Source organism: Paenibacillus sp. FSL R10-2771, assembly GCF_038000205.1.
GTDB classification, from domain to species: Bacteria; Bacillota; Bacilli; order Paenibacillales; family Paenibacillaceae; genus Paenibacillus_AQ; species Paenibacillus_AQ phytohabitans.
Genome location: NZ_JBBOBM010000001.1, coordinates 1,586,950 through 1,602,965, shown reverse-complemented (window position 1 = coordinate 1,602,965; position 16,016 = coordinate 1,586,950). Strand labels below are relative to the sequence as shown.

At 53.5% G+C, this 16,016-nt stretch carries 13 protein-coding genes; 4 read left to right on the top strand and 9 right to left on the bottom strand.

Annotated elements, in window-relative coordinates:
- Positions 1 to 226 precede the first annotated feature (226 nt).
- A complete protein-coding gene (locus tag NSU14_RS06755; protein WP_042138991.1) occupies positions 227 to 790 on the bottom strand; it encodes a 5' nucleotidase, NT5C type in 564 nt (187 codons plus the stop codon).
- Positions 791 to 1,000: 210 nt separating this feature from the next.
- The gene (locus NSU14_RS06750; protein WP_340943693.1) at positions 1,001 to 1,147 is read right to left on the bottom strand and encodes a lmo0937 family membrane protein; all 147 of its coding nucleotides are present in this window, start codon (positions 1,145 to 1,147) and stop codon (positions 1,001 to 1,003) included.
- Positions 1,148 to 1,374: 227 nt separating this feature from the next.
- Here NSU14_RS06750 and NSU14_RS06745 point away from each other — a divergent pair, with 227 nt between their 5' ends.
- On the top strand, positions 1,375 to 2,403 hold the full coding sequence (locus NSU14_RS06745) for an alpha/beta fold hydrolase (RefSeq protein ID WP_340943690.1): 1,029 nt from the start codon (positions 1,375 to 1,377) through the stop codon (positions 2,401 to 2,403).
- Here NSU14_RS06745 and NSU14_RS06740 read toward each other — a convergent pair.
- From NSU14_RS06740 to NSU14_RS06710, 7 genes are all read right to left on the bottom strand, one after another.
- Positions 2,400 to 3,983, bottom strand: coding sequence for a glycoside hydrolase family 43 protein (locus tag NSU14_RS06740; RefSeq protein ID WP_076244499.1), 1,584 nt, complete (start codon positions 3,981 to 3,983; stop codon positions 2,400 to 2,402). The genes NSU14_RS06745 and NSU14_RS06740 overlap by 4 nt on opposite strands.
- 42 nt (positions 3,984 to 4,025) lie before the next feature.
- Complete coding sequence (locus NSU14_RS06735; RefSeq protein ID WP_083705550.1) at positions 4,026 to 5,378, bottom strand: ABC transporter substrate-binding protein; 1,353 nt, start codon at positions 5,376 to 5,378, stop codon at positions 4,026 to 4,028.
- A 95-nt stretch (positions 5,379 to 5,473) separates the two neighbouring features.
- Positions 5,474 to 6,313 (bottom strand): carbohydrate ABC transporter permease, encoded by an 840-nt coding sequence (locus tag NSU14_RS06730; protein ID WP_042138993.1) that lies wholly within the window; start codon positions 6,311 to 6,313, stop codon positions 5,474 to 5,476.
- Positions 6,306 to 7,253, bottom strand: a complete 948-nt coding sequence (locus NSU14_RS06725; protein ID WP_042138994.1) for a carbohydrate ABC transporter permease — start codon at positions 7,251 to 7,253, stop codon at positions 6,306 to 6,308. The genes NSU14_RS06730 and NSU14_RS06725 overlap by 8 nt, the downstream gene beginning before the upstream one ends.
- A 99-nt stretch (positions 7,254 to 7,352) precedes the next feature.
- Entirely contained in the window at positions 7,353 to 8,618 is a 1,266-nt protein-coding gene (locus NSU14_RS06720; protein ID WP_042138995.1) for a response regulator, read from the bottom strand.
- On the bottom strand, positions 8,611 to 10,152 hold the full coding sequence (locus tag NSU14_RS06715) for a sensor histidine kinase (RefSeq protein WP_340943681.1): 1,542 nt from the start codon (positions 10,150 to 10,152) through the stop codon (positions 8,611 to 8,613). Before NSU14_RS06715 ends, NSU14_RS06720 begins: the two co-directional genes overlap by 8 nt.
- Positions 10,153 to 10,219: 67 nt before the next feature.
- A complete protein-coding gene (locus NSU14_RS06710; RefSeq protein WP_340943679.1) occupies positions 10,220 to 10,405 on the bottom strand; it encodes a hypothetical protein in 186 nt (61 codons plus the stop codon).
- A gap of 320 nt (positions 10,406 to 10,725) precedes the next feature.
- Between NSU14_RS06710 and NSU14_RS06705 the strand changes: the two genes are divergently transcribed.
- From NSU14_RS06705 to NSU14_RS06695, 3 genes are all read left to right on the top strand, one after another.
- A complete protein-coding gene (locus NSU14_RS06705; protein ID WP_340943677.1) occupies positions 10,726 to 13,101 on the top strand; it encodes a helix-turn-helix domain-containing protein in 2,376 nt (791 codons plus the stop codon).
- Positions 13,102 to 13,389: 288 nt separating this feature from the next.
- On the top strand, positions 13,390 to 14,982 hold the full coding sequence (locus NSU14_RS06700; protein ID WP_340943674.1) for an extracellular solute-binding protein: 1,593 nt from the start codon (positions 13,390 to 13,392) through the stop codon (positions 14,980 to 14,982).
- Positions 14,983 to 15,053: 71 nt separating this feature from the next.
- Positions 15,054 to 16,010, top strand: coding sequence for an ABC transporter permease (locus NSU14_RS06695; RefSeq protein ID WP_081970090.1), 957 nt, complete (start codon positions 15,054 to 15,056; stop codon positions 16,008 to 16,010).
- Positions 16,011 to 16,016 lie beyond the last annotated feature (6 nt).

The window sequence follows — 16,016 nt, the reverse complement described above, 5'->3', positions numbered from 1 at the left end:
GTCATTTAATTTCATGCTTTCACCCTACTGGGAGTGATTCCCGGCCTATTAAGTGCTGTTTATCCAACTGTTGCCCGGCAAGGGCGCCTCCGTTCATAAGCAAGTTCCTCTCCACATTTCCGGAAACTCTACAATCTCCTTAACAATAAAAAGAGGCTATCCCAGGCAGCCATTTCATGGCTTTCTGGGACAGCCCTTTATAGGAGATGCAGTCTCCGGACTTCGGCTACTGCCGTGCCTGCAGAATTTCATCCACCCGCTCCTTCGCCCCCTGCCAGGAGGTCATCAGCGGGAAGGCATATTCCTCCCGGGCCCGCAGGTTCCAGGGGTGCGGGATACAGAGCACCTTCTTCCCTGCCTGTACAGCGGGCAGCAAATTATGCGGACCGTCATCAATCAGCAGATCGAAGCCGATCAGATGCTTGCGCTTGCAGGTGAAGAAGTTCTCGGCCGGGATATACGGCATGTGCTTTTGCAGCCAGTTCCATTTCTCAAGCACCGTTTTGGGCACAGCGGCTGTAACAATAATGACATCATACGCGTTGTGAAGCTTCTCCATCTCTTCGGTCACATATTCATCGAACAGCTCCAGCTCCTCGTACAGACCGGGTCTGCCGAAGAAAAGGTCCATCGTGCTGTCCGGATGGCGAAGGTGGTCTGTGTTCCAGTCCATCATATCCTCGTAGCGGAGCGGATGCGTAGGAAACTCAATGTTGTTGTGGTATATCGCACGTTTGACGAGATGGCAGATGGTATCATCCATATCGACGGCGATGATCGGCTTATTCATTGATTCTCCTCCAGGGTTGCATAGTGATTACATTATAGGCATCCGGAGGGGACGTGTCCAGACTTGCCGGAAGCAGGACTATTCCTTAAGGTCTCCTCTGCGGGAGAATTCAAGGATTACGCACGAAAGCACGCGTCCCTATTAGGGTACCGCGTGCTTGTGTGTGAACTGCTTAATTAAGTATTTGAACCAGCTCTTGTTTATGTCCTGTTAACTCCGGGATCGTCCCCGCAACAGGTTAATCACAAACAGTACCGCAGCGACAAATAGCAGAAGGTGAATCAGATTGCCCATAACATCAAAGATAAAGCCGAACAGCCATACTACGACAACGAGTCCGATTAATCCCCACAGCATAAGCTTACCGCCTTTCTCCTCGAGGGGTGTTTCTCTCTTTTTACCCTTCTGGAAGGAGGTTCAAACGGCCGCTTAGCAGACCGGAGGCCGTGATCCTGTGCCCAACCGGCAGATGCCGCTCCGCATGGTGCAATTCCCATGGCCCCGTAGCTTGCTTGAATAGCGGGCATGCTGCTATACTGTTTTAAACAATACAAATGTATTAAAAAGGAGATTAATCAAACACCATGATAAATTCTGCCAGTATCAAGAATTCCGCTTCCCGCAAACTGCGGAGCAAGCTGATGAAGCTATTGCTAATTCTTATATCCGCAGCTGTTCTTATTACAGGGTTGGGGTTCCTGTATGAAGCCATTGCCTCCGCATCCGCCAAAAAAGATTATCCTGCACCGGGGAAACTGGCGGATGCCGGAGGGTACAACCTGCATCTCCTGCAACAAGGAGCCGGAGCTCCCACTATTATTCTGGAAGCCGGAAGCGGGGAAACCAGCCTGTCGTGGAGAAATATTCCTGAACAGTTAGCCGAAACAGCTACCGTTGTCAGTTACGACCGGGCGGGATATGCCTGGAGTGAGCAGGCCGATACGGAACGCTCAGGCGTCAATATTGTCCGTGAACTACATAACGCACTTCAGAATGCAGGCATCCCCGGCCCTTACTTGCTGGTCGGACATTCCCTGGGCGGCATGTATGCCCGTCTCTTCACTCAGACCTACCCGGAGGAAGTAACCGGGCTGGTGCTTATTGATGCCAGACCCGAGAATGACGACCGGGAGACGAAGCCGATTCTGGAGGCCGAGAATTATGCCGGCAACCCGAGCGCTTCCATGCTTACCTTACTCAAGCGCTCGGGTGCGCTTCGACTGTTCCAGAACCAGCTGCTGGAGGGTCTGGTTGCGAAACAAGACCGCGGGCAATTCATTAACGTCATCTCTACACCAAGCTACTTTGCCGCCAAGGAGCAGGAAGCAGCGCTGGCAAGCTCTACCGAGGATGCTATCCGCGGACAGACCTTAGGCACACTTCCGGTGAAGATCATCGCCCGGGGAATGCCGCAGGATTACGCTGCTTTTGGGATGTCCGAAGAATCGGGCCGACGGCTGGAAGCCATCTGGCAGGCAGGACAGCGCAACATGCTGAACCTTTCTTCCAATAGTGAGCTTATCGTCGCCGGGAAGAGCGGACATATGGTGATTCACGATCAGCCGGAGCTGGTCGTCAGGGCAATTCTGAGTGTACTCGAAGAGAAGTCTTAACGCACCTCGAACCGCCCGAACTCAGCGTAGCCGTTCTCCGCCGCTGCGTTAACCGGACCGCAAGCTAGCGCGAACAGGCCGAACTTGGAACCTACCCAGGCTCCTTCGCCTTCCTTCAACCGGAAAGGAGCTCCCAAATCCGTGTAAGCTTCTCCGTCAAGACTGTACGCCAGGCGGCATTCAGCATCTTCCAAGACCGTAAGCTGAAGGTATACAGCGTCCGAGTCCAGCTTCACAAAATCATCCGTAAACGCACACTCCTGCTCCGCTTCTTCCTCCGGGCTTGCCGGCAGGCTCTCGAACCGGCCCAGGCATAGGCCGCCGTCTTCACCGGAGAACAGGCTTAAATGTACCGCTTTATGCCCAAGCACTACCAGGCCTGCGCGTTCAGACAATGCTCCGAAATGCGGTTTGATCTGTACCTGCGCCGTGAATGCAGGCGCAGCGAACTTCTGCATCAGGAGCTGCGGCGCATCGTATAACCGCTGCGCTCCGAGCGGCGCGCAGCGGAGCCGGAGCCCCGGACCCGGGTGGCCGGAGGCAAGCCAGCCGTCCTGCGGATTGGCCTGCCACTGCCACTGCAGCCCCGGACGCCCGTCCGCGAAATCATCGGAGGTCCGGGGAGCCGCCGGCAGCGCTGTCCCGGTGCCGGAAGACCCCGGCTTGCACCATTCGGATACCGGCACTCCGGTCAAACTTCCCGCAGACTGCTTCCCCATTACCGGCCAGCCGTCAATCCATTCTACAGGCTGCAGATGGACAATCCGTCCGTAAGCCCCCTTGTCCTGGAAATGCAGGAACCAGCTTTCTCCTTCCGGCGTCTCTACCCAGCCGCCCTGATGAGGGCCATTCACCAGCGTATCGCCCTGCTCCAGCACAATCTGGTCTTCGTAAGGGCCATAGATGGACCTGGAGCGGAAGGCAGCCTGCCAGCCGGTGGACACACCGCCTGCAGGGGCAAGAATGTAATACCATCCGTCCCTCTTGTACATTTTGGGACCTTCCAGTGTCGGATGATCGACCGTTCCGTCAATAATCAGCCGGCCTTCATCCAGCAGCTCCCTGCCGTCCGGGCTCATCCCGCACACATGCAGAATATGCTTGATGCCGCTGCGGCTCTTCGCGAAGGCATGGACCAGGTAAGCCTGTCCGTCCTCGTCCCAGAAGGGGCAAGGGTCAATCCAGCCTTTGGCTGCTTTGACCAGATGGGGTACAGTCCACTTCCCGAGCGGGTCCCCGGCCTGCGTCATGAAGATTCCTTCATCCGGCGTACCGAAGAAGATCCAGAACTTCCCGTCATGATGGCGCAGGCTGGGTGCCCATACGCCTTTACCGTGCTGAACCTGGTCATATCCCGGCAGATCCAGCCTGTCCAGCGCGTGATTGACGATCGTCCAGTTCACCAGGTCACGGGAATGCAGAATCGGCAGGCCCGGCATGTGGTTGAAGCTCGACGCGGTCATATAATAATCATCCCCGGCCCGGATCACATCCGGGTCGGAATAATCTGCATACAACACCGGATTGCGGTACCGGCCGTTGCCAAGGTCGGATACCCAGGGCGTATTAATTGTCTCCATTGAATAACTCCTTCAGCGCCGGACGCCTACCGCCCGGGCAGTTTATTGTGCCGCCTTCTCCTGTTCCAGCAGCGATGCCCATTGATCCAGCATTTCCTGTGCGGTCAGCTGCTTGGCCATTACCTTCTGGATCAGCGGTTCCACCGATTTCTGCACATTGGAATATCCCGCGAGATAGTATGGCACATCGGAGAACTTCGTCTCCTGGCTGTTCAGCAGATCGGAGGCTGATTTCATGTAAGGCACGCTCTGCACCCATTCATCGCCGGCAGCTTCTGTATTGGCAGGAATTTCGCCATAGAGCTTGCCGTATTTGCTGTTGATATCATGCGACAGGTAGAAGGTCATGAATTTCCAGACCGCATCCTTGTTCTTCGCTGATTTGCTCATCGTCAGCCCCAGCGGCATAAGGCCAGGGTGTTCGCGGTAGCCCTTCACGCTCTTTGGAAAAGGTACAGCTTCGAACTTCGTATAGTCACCGCCGAAGGCTTTCTCATGGGAGCTGGCCGAGCCTAAGTTATGCACAACGATTCCGGCTTTGCCGGACTGGAAGGTTGCAGCCAGTTCACTCCAGCCTTTATTGAGGTCATCCTCAGGTGTATAGACATTGTAAGAGCCCAGGTATTTCTCTACAAATTCAACATTAAGCGGGTCATTAATTGTTGCTTTGCCGTCTGCCGTGAAATAATCGGTAATGCCGGAGTAAGCATACATCAGCATTTCGAGCGTATTGGCACTGCCTGCGCCGCCGCGGATACTGAGCCCGTAACGGTCTTTCGATTTATCCGTCAGCTTGGCGGCAGCATCGAAGAATTGGTCCCAGGTATCGGGCAAGGTCAGTCCGGCTTCCTTGAACCAATCCGGACGAACCCACAGATTCCAGGTTTGTGAGCTGTATGGCAGCGCATACAATTTACCTTCTGCCGTATCCAGCTTGCGGTTACTTGCAATCAGTTCCGGGTTGAGCAGGTCCTTGTCCGCCCACTGCTCATAATAGGTGTCCAGCGGCTCCAGCACCCCCCGGGCCAGCAGATCGGATTTGAAGTCATTCATCACATCCGGCGCCTGATCGGCAGAGATGGCCACGTTAACCTTTTGCTCATAAGCCGCGAGGTCTCCCGGTACGCCCAGATAATCCACGTCGATATCCGGATTCTCCTGCTCGAACTGCTTCACGATCTCTTCGAAGAAGGCATTGCGTTCTGTGGTTACAGCTGCAGCCCAGAAGCTGATTTTGGCTTTCTCTCCGCTTGCTGCTTTACCTGCCCCGTTATCCGCCGCTGCCGCGCTGTCCCCCCCGTTATTCCCGCCATTATTTCCGCCGCAGCCGGCCAGCAGCAGCAGCAATGCTGCCGATACTAGCGCCGTGCGTTTCGCTTTGTGTTTCCCCATCATTCTGTGATCCTCCCTAATTGAATTTCTTGTATATACCTCAAAGGACGAACCCGGCGTATTCTGCCTGGCCGTGTCCGTCCTTGCGATACCGGACACTAGCCTTTGACTGCGCCGCCCAGTCCTTCGACCAGATAACGCTGGATGAACATGAAGAGCAGCACGGGCGGAATCAGCCCGATAATACTGCCGGCCGCCAGCGACGCGTACTGGACGCTGAATTCGCCAACCATGAATTTGAGGCCGATCGGGATGGTGAAGCGGTCCGGCGTCGTAATGAACGAGAAGGCAACCAGGAATTCATTCCATACCCCGATGAAGGCGAATGCGCTTGTTGCTACTATTCCCGGCAGCACGATCGGCATAATTATCGCGAAGATAATCCGGAATCGTCCGGCTCCGTCGACCATCGCCGCTTCATCGATTTCCTTCGGTGTCGAGGAGATGAAGCCGCGCATCAGAATCGTGTTGAATGGAACCTGAAGCACGATATAGAACAAGATGAGCGCGTACGGCGTGTTGATCATCCCGAGATTCTTGAAGATCAGGAAGAGCGGAATGACAAACAGAATGACCGGCATCATCTGGGTCGCCAGCAGAACCAGCATGAAGGCCCCTTTGCCCTTGAACTTGAAGCGGCTCATGGCGTAGCCGTTCAATACGGACAACACCGTAATTGCCACTACAGACAATACAGACACGAACACACTGTTCATGAAATATTGCGAGAAATTGTTGTCATTCCACACATGTACGAAGTTCTCGAAGGTCGCCGGACTTGGAATGTACCGGACCGTGCCGCTAAGTACATCCCCCTCCCGCTTCAGCGAGGTGGAGATGGCCCACAGGAACGGAACCAGCACGAACACAAGTGTCAGAGCCAGCGGTATGTAGAACAGCAGCTTCGAACCCAGCTTGCGGTGCCATTTGCTATTCATCCTGCATCCCTCCTGACCGGTTCAGTCTGAGGTACAGGACAACGAAGATCATCAGGAACGCGAAGGTGACCACACCAATGGCGGAACCATAGCCATAGTTTCCTTCGAGGATGGAAGTCTTCATCATATAAATCGGCAGCGTGGTGGTCATATCCATCGGTCCGCCGTTCGTCATCGTAAAGATCATATCAATGGAGTTGAACTCCCAGATGGCACGCAGCAGCGTTGCGAACACAATACTTTCCTTCAGGAAAGGCAGTGTGATGAAAAAGAGCTTCTTCACGCTCCCCGCACCGTCCACCTCACAGGATTCATAGACCTCGTGCGGAATGGTCTGCAGCGCCGCCAGCAGCGTGATGGCGAAGAACGGAATGCCGCGCCACAGCTCGGCGACAATCACAGAACCAAAGACGGTATGAATATTGGCCAGCCAGGCGACCGGCTCGGAGATCACGCCCAGCTTCATCAGGATATCGTTAATGATTCCTATATGCTGGTTGAACATCAGCGACCATAGCATGGTGGTCAGTACACCGGACACCGCCCAGGGAACAAGCACCAGGGAACGGACCAGACCGCGCAGCCTGAACGCCTGGTTCAGCAGCAGCGCAACCACGAGTCCGAATACGAGCTGCAGCACTACTTCTATCAGCACCCATTTCACCGTGATCCACAGTGAAGAGTAGAACATATCGTCCTGCGTGAATATATTCTTGAAGTTCTCTAGTCCGATGTAACCCGCTTTCTGCAGCCGGGTGAAATCATAGCTCTGCACACTGAGGTCGAACACCCTGAAGATCGGGAAGACCAGAAGTCCAGCGATCAGCAGGACTGTCGGTGCGATCAGCAGGTAGGGAAACCAGCGGTCGCCCATTTTTTTGCGGGAAGATTTAGATTTGACGGACATTGTCTTGCCGCCGGTTGATTGGGATAATTCCATAACAGCACCTCCACGCTTATCTTAAACCAGCGCGTGAACATGCTGAATACACTATCTTTCGAAGATTGTTTGTTTTCATTAACTCATTTGTTTGCTCTATTAATGCTGCTGGTCCCTGCGGTACTCCGAAGGCGATTTGCCGTAATGCTTCTTGAACAGCACGCTGAAGTACTGGGGATTGCGGTAGCCCACCTGCTCCGACACTTCATAGGATTTCGCATCTGTGGTAGACAGCAGCTCCGCTGCCTTGTCTATGCGCAGCTGAATGAGATACTCGCTTAAGTTCATGCCTTTGTATTTCTTGAAGAGCGTGCTGGCGTACGCGGATGAAATATGGACATGGTCCGCGATGGCGGTCAGGTTCAGCTCCTCCTCATGAAAATGCATCCGCATATACTGCTCCATCTCCTTCAGCAGCGTATGATGCGAATTCTGCGAATGGCGGATCTCACCGCTGACGAATACACCGGCCCCGCCGATGATCGGCTTCAGCTGGGCAGCGTTCAGAGCCTCGCTGTAGGAGATTGCGATGCGCTCAATCCCTTCCCTGCAGCTGCCCAGACCAATACTGACCTGAAGCTTCAGACAGTTCTCCAGCGTCCGGCGGATCTCCTCCAGATGTTCAGTCAGGTGTTCCGCAGTGCCTTCACGGCCTGCCGGAGCAGGCAGGTTAAAGAGAAGGTTGACCCGGTTGTTATAGACTGCCGAATACCGGTAAGGAAATGGCTCAGACACAAGCTCCGAGCAGATATTGTGGATGGAGAAGAGCAGCAGCTCCGCATTATCCCCTTCTCCGGAGCGGGCGAAGCGGCGGTTGTCCTCCGGCTGAATCACCGCTACCCGGAAGCAGGCCTCCGGCGCAGCTATGCCGAGATTGTCCAGTTCCTGCCGCGCCCACTCCGGGTTGGCGCAGCCCTCGAACAGCTCTGCGAAGAACTTGTTCTGGATCAGCGCCTGGCTCTTCCGGGCTGTCTCGGCCCCCCTCTTCTCGGCCAGCAGCGTGCTGGCGGCAGAAGCAACCGCATTTAGAATCACTTCATTATCCTCATATTTCAGAATGTAATCGGCCGCCTGCAGCCGCAGCGCCTGCTTGGCATACGAGAAGTCATCGTAGCCGGTCAGGAAGACGACCTTGGTTCCCGGATAATCTGCGTTAATTCGTTCAGCCAGCTGCAGCCCGTCCAGAAAAGGCATCTGGATATCAGTCAGCACCAGATCCGGCCGCAGCTCCTCCATCCGCTTCAGCGCTTCTTCCCCGTCAGCGGCTGTGCCGGCTACCTCAATGCCGGCCTGCTCCCAGCGGATATTGCGCCGCAGGCCTTCCCGGATCCACATATCATCATCCACAATAAGCAGTTTAATCATGGGAATCTCCTTTCTTCTGCACCCGGGGCAGCTGTACCGTGACCCGGGTAAACTTCATCTCTTCGCTGTCCAGGACAAGGCCGTAGACCGGCCCGTATTGCAGCACCAGCCGGCGGTGGGCGTTCCACAATCCGAAGCTCAGCGCATTGTCGCCTGTGCTGTCCGCCTGCAGTGAACTGCGCAGCTGCGCAAGCCGCTCAGGGCTGATGCCTTGTCCGTTATCATATATCTCCAGCACTGCGGCAGCTTCATCTGCATAACCCGTTATCGTCACCATTCCTTTGCCGCGCTTGTTCTTGATGCCGTGATAGACGGCATTCTCCACGATAGGCTGCAGCGTCAGCTTCGGGATGCGCAGCGGCAGCAGCTCTTCATCCACTTGGATGGTATAATCGAAATCCTGGTTATACCGGATGTTCAGAATCAGCAGGTAGCTGCGCACATGCTCAATCTCTTCCGCGACAGTAATCAGCTCGGCGCCTTTGCTGATGCCGATGCGGAAATACCGGGTCAGCGCTCCCACCATCACAGAGGCCCGCTCCCGCTCCTCCAGATCAATCAGATGCTTGATTGAACCGAGCGTATTGTACAGGAAATGCGGCTGAATCTGCGCCTGCAGCGCCCGCATTTCGGCCTTACGCTTCTGCTCCTGCTCCTCGCGCACCTCATTCAGCAGCTGCTCCACCGAATCGGAGAGCCGGGTCAGTCCGGTGGCCAGGACGCCGATTTCATTGCGCTGGTCAATCTGGAAGCTGACACTGAAATCCCCGCGCTCGAACCGCTTCACCTGCTTGGACAGGTAACGGATCGGATTGCTCAGATTGCGCGCTGCCAGCGTCGCGGCTGCCAGGGCCAGCACGAGGATAACCAGCGTGACCGCCAGAACGATCCATTGGATGCGCGACGCGCCTGCGAGGATATCCTTCTCCGGCACAATAGCGGCCAGCACCCAGCCGTTCAGCGGCAGTGTCTGATAGGCAATATCCAGCTTCTGGCCTGCTGTACTGTCCACAGCAAGGCTGCCGTTACCGCCTGCCAGCTGCCGCAATTCTGCAATAGTATCCGGCTTCACCCCATAATCCTTCTTCAGGGATTTGGAGAACAGCTCCCCGTCCGGGCTGATCAGTGCCAGCGCGCCGTTCGGGCTGATCTGTACATTCTGCATAATCTCCAGGAAGTAGCTTTCACGCAGATTGATCAGCACAATTCCGCTGGAGGAGGAAGTCGGCGTGCCGATCATTTTGAAGCTGCTGAGCACCCGCCTGTCCTCCACCGTATCGAAGATGGCATCCTTGTGGCTGTTCAGCCAGTAGTAGCCTTTATCTGAATGGTTGTACCGTTCCTGCCACGCCGGAAGATCGATCGAGACGCTCCGGGGCACGTATTCCTGCTGGAGGTTGAAAGAACGGCCGTTGTTGAAGGCAACATAGATGGAATCGACCATGGCATTATAGGAGTGGTATACGCTTTCAAGACGGTTATGAAGTTCAATAATGTCATTGAATTTCTGGGGAGTGTCACCCTGATCGTTCACGGACAACAGATTGCGCAGCGAGGTGGTATCCTCCAGATTAACCAGCTGTTCGAAGATCGTCAGAAATTTATTCCAGGAACAAGGCGGTCTGATAGGTTGTATCGGCCAGCGAATACAGTGAGTTCTTGCGGAGCTGATCACTGGCGGACCAGTAGGAGAACGAGCCTGTTGCAATAACCGACAGAATCATGACCGGCAGGAAGGTAATCAGCAATTTGGTCTGTATGGGCTTATCGAGAAAATAACGTTTCATGGACTCTTCCTCTCCCCTGTCTCGCAGCACAGCGGATGTTTTTGCCTGCTGACGCAGATGTAAGGGCTTTAATAAAGACTGAGTCTAGCACAGAACCGGGCAATTGGAAACATAACTTATCACCTGATTACACGGGGAAGCAGGAACGCGCAAGCTCTTGCACCAGCAGGAAGCGAAGCGTCCGCGGCACTATTCGGAGTGTTTAAAAGCCGAACAAACAGGAGCTTACCGTTATTTCCCTGTAATGGCAATTGTGCTAACCCTGGGATGCATGTACAATATACGAAGCTATCGATTGCAGCCCGGACAGGAGAATGCGGATGAAGAAAAGAAGAAGCAAATGGCTGGGCAGCCAGAGTGTATTGCTGACCTGGACCTTATCTTATATGGCCGTTCTGCTGCTTCCGGTCATTCTGAGTTCCATCGTTTACTTTCAGTCCAGCAAGATGCTCGCTGATGAGATTCATCTGGCGAACAACTCCTTGCTTAAGCAGCTGCGGGAGAATATGGATAAACAGCTGGAAGCGGTCAACCGGCTCAACTTCGAGCTGAATTGGAATACCAAGTTCAGGGAACTGGTCGATCAGCACAAGTACTCCATTTTCCCGGAAGATTATATGTATGATCTGTACGACGCGACCAAGGATATGTCCTTATATCAATCGGCTTATGCCGAAACCGGCCTGTTCTATATCTATCTGGCCTCACGGGATACGATTCTGCTCCCCGGCGTTTACCGGAATACGAGATTCGCCTATGCCGAGCATAACGCCTCCGGCAACTTAAGCTATGAAGCATGGTTAGATATCCTCCGCCAGAACAAATTCAAGGGCTATGTACCGATGAACCGTACAACCGAGAACGGCACTTCCGTGAAAGCGCTCGCATATGTCAGCACCTATGACTACGAGGACGGCAAGCCGTCCGGAGCCAATGTGATCATGATCGACAACGACCAAATATTATCCTCCCTCATGAATATTGAAGCGTTCAGCAAAGGGCATGTGCTCATCACAGACTCCGACAACCAGGTGCTGGTATCCAGCTCCAATACAGATCTTCCGGCACAATTGCCCTTCGGCAAGCTGACCGGTGACAGCGGAATGTTCCTCTGGGAATTCGGCGGGGAGCGGTATGAAGTCTTCTCGATCCAGTCTAATGAATCCAATCTCCGCTATATTTCCATGATTCCTAGTGAAGTCTATTGGCAAAAGGCGGAGCTGGTCCGCAGGCTGACGCTGCTGAGTATCATGGCCAGCCTGCTGGGAGGCGGGTTCTTGACTTATATTTTCCTGAGGAAAAACTATAATCCGATCCAGCGGATTGTACGTGCCTTCAGCAGCAAGACAGCCATCCGGGAGAAAGGCTCCAATGAATTCCTGTTTATCCAGCAGGCTGTGGACAGTACGCTGAGTGAACTGGACCATATGCTGCTGGAGAGGAAGCGGCAGAATTATTCGCTGCGTTCCAATTACATCCTGCGGCTGCTCAAGGGCAGGCTGGACGATGAGCTTCCTTTGGCCGAAGCCTTAAGCGCCTTCGATATTCAGCTCCTCTCCGGGGATTGTGCGATTCTTCTATTCTACCTGGAGGATCTCGATGTCTTCCTGGAGCGTGTCCAGGGCAAAACCGCCGCCCAGAAGCTGCAGCTGCTGCATTTCATTGTGAATAATGTAATTGAAGAGCTGGTCAACGTTAAGCACAGGGGCTATATGGCCGAAACGGATGATGCCATGCCTTGTCTGGTCAGCCTGTCTCCTGTCTCATCGGATGAGCACAATAGCGATCTGCTGCAGGTGGCCCGTTCCGCTCAAGAGTTTCTTGCACAGACGTATAATATCTACCTTACAGTGTCGGTCAGCCGGGTTCATCACGGTATTGATCAGATTCATCAGGCTTATCAGGAGGCATTGGATGCCATGGAATATAAGCTGGTGATGGGCAAACAGGAGATTCTGTCCTATGAAGAGATTGAGCGGAATAACATCCGTCCCGATACGGATTCCGGTTACTTCTATCCCCTTCAGCTGGAGCAGCAGTTAATCAATTATGTCAAAGTGGGCGATTTCCAGTCTGCCGTAACCTCCTTGGACGATATCCTGCAGATGAACCTGTCGAAGCACCCGGTGAAGGTACCTTTAGCCCGCTGCCTTATGCTCGACCTGGTGGGAACTTTGATCAAGAGCATCGGTGAACTCGGACCCGCGCAGGATAATATCCTGCTGCAGAATCCGAAGCGCATTGACAGGCTCTCTTCTGCAGAGACGTTAGCTGAAATGCAGGAGCAGCTGAAGTCCATGCTTAAGGAAGCCTGTGAATATGCCGGGGCCAGACGGCTGCAGAATGTTCAGGAGAACCGTCACCGCGCCTTGAATGATTTAATCAGCGGGGTATCTGCATTTATAGACGAACATTTCACGGATCCGGGCTTGAACGTCTCCCTGCTGGGGCAGCATTTTGATATGAAGCCTACTTATCTGTCGAAGCTGTTCAAGGAGCAATCGGGGGAAGGGCTTCTGGATACGATCAACAAGCGGCGGATTGACTGGTCCAAGCAATTGATTCAGCAGCAGCGGCTGACGATCAACGAAGCGGCCGAGAAGTCAGGCTTCAATGATGTTGGGACCTTTATCCGCACCTTCAAGAAGATCGAAGGAATTACACCCGGCAAATACAAAGAAACCATCGAAGATTAACAATGCCCTGCCCGTCACCCCACCGTGGCGGCCGGGCTTTTTTGTTGCGCAGCAAGGGCTTAAGCCGCTCCCGCAGAGCAATCGCCTATCGTTTTGTGCATTTTGCCGATACCCGCAGCGGCTTTTTCAATTACATTGGATGTACTGCACATATACACCAAACCGGGGCGGACCGTATAGTTAGGGCATGAACCCGGCAGCACAGCAGGTTCTTACAACTACTAATGGAATCATTTGAGGAGGTTAACAGGAATGAGGAGAACAAGCAGAAAAATAATGTTTTCGCTCATGGCATCTCTGCTGGCAGGCAGCACGCTGGCAGGATGCTCGGAGAACAAGGCAGGGAACAATTCCCCATCCGGCTCAGACACAGCATCAGAATCAGCAGCGGTATACCCGATGCAAACGGACACTGCACTCACTTATTGGGGAGCATTACCTAATAATCTGACGGGAGTAAAATCAGCGCATGCGGAGGTTCCCTTTTACCAGGAATGGCAGAAACGTACTGGGGTTACAGTAGATTTCACCGCCCCTCCGGCTAACCAGATCGACGAATCCTTCAACGTGATGCTCGCCTCCGGTGAATTGCCTGATATGCTGGAGTACAACTTCTTCAACTTCCCGGGCGGTCCGGAAAAAGCAATCAAGGACGGATACATCTTGGAGCTGAATGACCTGATCGACAAATACGCCCCGAACTACAAGAAATATCTCCAGGAGCATCCCGAGGTTGAGAAAATGGTCAAGACAGACAAAGGAAGCTATTACTCGTTTCCTTTCATCCGCGGGGATGAATCGCTGCTTACCTTCCAGGGGCCGGTGATCCGCAAGGATTGGCTGGATGAGCTGGGTCTGCCCGTACCTGAAACCATCGATGAATGGACCACTGCTTTGAAAGCGTTTAAAGAGAAAAAAGGGGCTGCTGCACCGATCTCCTTCGTCGCCAAACCGCGTGTATTCAATGAACTGGGCAATGGCGCTTTCATCGGGGCGTTTGGCGTTACCCGCGACTTCTATCTGGAGGACGGGAAGGTTAAATTCGGTCCGGCAGAACCTGGTTATAAAGACTTCCTGAGCTTATTCCGGGGATGGTATGCGGACGGACTGCTGGATAAAGATGTGGCCACCGTCGATTCCAAGGTGATGGATGCCAATATTACTTCGGGCCAGACCGGGGCAACCTGGGCCAATGCTGGCGGCGGTATCGGGAAATGGCAGCCGATCCTTAAGGGAGCCGATCCGCAGGCTTCCATTGTCGCGGCTCCTTATCCGGTGCTGGAGAAGGGCACTTCACCAAAGTTCGGCCAACGGGATTATGCCTTCTCCACCGGCGGGATGGTAGCGATCTCGGCGACGTCCAAGAATGCGGAGCTGGCGGTCAAGCTGCTTGATTATGGCTACAGCGAAGAAGGCAATAAGCTGTTTAACTTCGGAACAGAGGGTGTCAGCTACACGATGGAAGACGGTTATCCGAAATTCACGGATCTGCTGATGAGCAATCCCGACAAGCTGGCCCCTGCACAAGCCATGTCTCTATATATCCGTGGCAATACGATGGGTCCCTTTGTCTCCGATAACCGGGTCTCCGAACAGTACCTGAACCTGCCGGAGCAGCAGGCCGCGATACCTATCTGGCAGAAGACGGACATGGCCAAATACCAGATTCCGCTGGTAACTCCAACTCCGGAGGAAAGCGCTGAATATGCCAACATCATGGCGGATGTGAACACGCTGGTCGATGAAATGACACTGAAGATTATCCTTGGAACGGAGCCGCTTGAGGCTTATGACAAGTATCTGGAGAAGCTGAATTCCGTCAAGCTCCCGCGTGCCATTGAGATTAAACAGGCCGCACTGGAGCGGTACTTGAAGCGCTAAATTACAGTCAAGCCGGGAGCAGATCGTTGATCGGCTGAAGAGCTGCTCCCGTAAGGAGGAATAGAGAAACCATGTCCAAATTAGCTCCTATGACCGGCGTTCAAACTTCTGTTAACAACAGCTTTAAGCACCGTTTCCTCCGGGATTTCAAGCTGAACAGACTGCTGTATATCATGATGATTCCGGTCATCCTCTACTATGTCGTATTCCATTATGCACCGATGTATGGCGCGATTATTGCCTTCAAGGATTTCTCGCCGATGAAAGGGATTCTAGGCAGTGACTGGGTAGGACTCCAGCACTTCAGGGATTTCTTCTCCAGCTATTATTTCTGGCGGATTCTGAGTAATACCGTGATTATCAGCGTGTATTCGATTCTGTTCATGTTTCCGGCCCCGATCCTTCTGGCTCTGCTGATCAATGAAGTGAGAAATCAGAGCTTCAAACGGATAGTCCAGACCTTCTCGTATATGCCCTACTTCATTTCACTCGTCGTCATTTGCGGGATGATTACCGATTTCACCAACAGCAACGGGGTTATTAATACACTATTCTCCTGGCTCGGGTATGACGGAACCGCTATGCTGCAGAAGCCCGGCCTGTTCCGCCCGGTCTATATCCTGTCCGAAATCTGGCAAAAGATCGGCTGGGAATCGATTATTTACATTGCCGCCTTGGCCGGTATTGACCAGGAGCAGTATGAAGCCGCCCGGATTGACGGTGCCAGCCGTCTGAAGCAGATGCTGCACATTACCCTGCCGGGAATTCTGCCTACGATCACCATCATGTTCATCCTGCGGATGGGCAATATGCTGAATGTCGGCTTCGAGAAAATCATTCTGCTCTACAATCCTGTAACCTATGAAACAGCTGACGTCATTTCTTCCTTTGTGTACAGAAAAGGCTTGCTGGAATTCGGCTGGAGCTATAGTTCAGCAGTCGGCTTGTTTAACTCGGTTGTGAATCTCATTCTATTGATCTCGGCCAATTACATCAGCCGCAGAGTTAATAAAACCAGCCTTTGGTAGGAGGAA

What these genes read in the sequence shown, in the direction of transcription:
- NSU14_RS06755 (WP_042138991.1), bottom strand. Translation starts at nt 790, where the DNA reads ATGAATAAGCCGATCATCGCCGTCGATATGGATGATACCATCTGCCAT.
- NSU14_RS06740 (WP_076244499.1), bottom strand. Translation starts at nt 3,983, where the DNA reads ATGGAGACAATTAATACGCCCTGGGTATCCGACCTTGGCAACGGCCGG.
- NSU14_RS06720 (WP_042138995.1), bottom strand. Translation starts at nt 8,618, where the DNA reads ATGATTAAACTGCTTATTGTGGATGATGATATGTGGATCCGGGAAGGC.
- NSU14_RS06705 (WP_340943677.1), top strand. Translation starts at nt 10,726, where the DNA reads ATGAAGAAAAGAAGAAGCAAATGGCTGGGCAGCCAGAGTGTATTGCTG.
- NSU14_RS06700 (WP_340943674.1), top strand. Translation starts at nt 13,390, where the DNA reads ATGGCATCTCTGCTGGCAGGCAGCACGCTGGCAGGATGCTCGGAGAAC.
- NSU14_RS06725 (WP_042138994.1), bottom strand. Translation starts at nt 7,253, where the DNA reads ATGGAATTATCCCAATCAACCGGCGGCAAGACAATGTCCGTCAAATCT.
- NSU14_RS06735 (WP_083705550.1), bottom strand. Translation starts at nt 5,378, where the DNA reads ATGATGGGGAAACACAAAGCGAAACGCACGGCGCTAGTATCGGCAGCA.
- NSU14_RS06750 (WP_340943693.1), bottom strand. Translation starts at nt 1,147, where the DNA reads ATGCTGTGGGGATTAATCGGACTCGTTGTCGTAGTATGGCTGTTCGGC.
- NSU14_RS06745 (WP_340943690.1), top strand. Translation starts at nt 1,375, where the DNA reads ATGATAAATTCTGCCAGTATCAAGAATTCCGCTTCCCGCAAACTGCGG.
- NSU14_RS06710 (WP_340943679.1), bottom strand. Translation starts at nt 10,405, where the DNA reads ATGAAACGTTATTTTCTCGATAAGCCCATACAGACCAAATTGCTGATT.
- NSU14_RS06730 (WP_042138993.1), bottom strand. Translation starts at nt 6,313, where the DNA reads ATGAATAGCAAATGGCACCGCAAGCTGGGTTCGAAGCTGCTGTTCTAC.
- NSU14_RS06695 (WP_081970090.1), top strand. Translation starts at nt 15,054, where the DNA reads ATGTCCAAATTAGCTCCTATGACCGGCGTTCAAACTTCTGTTAACAAC.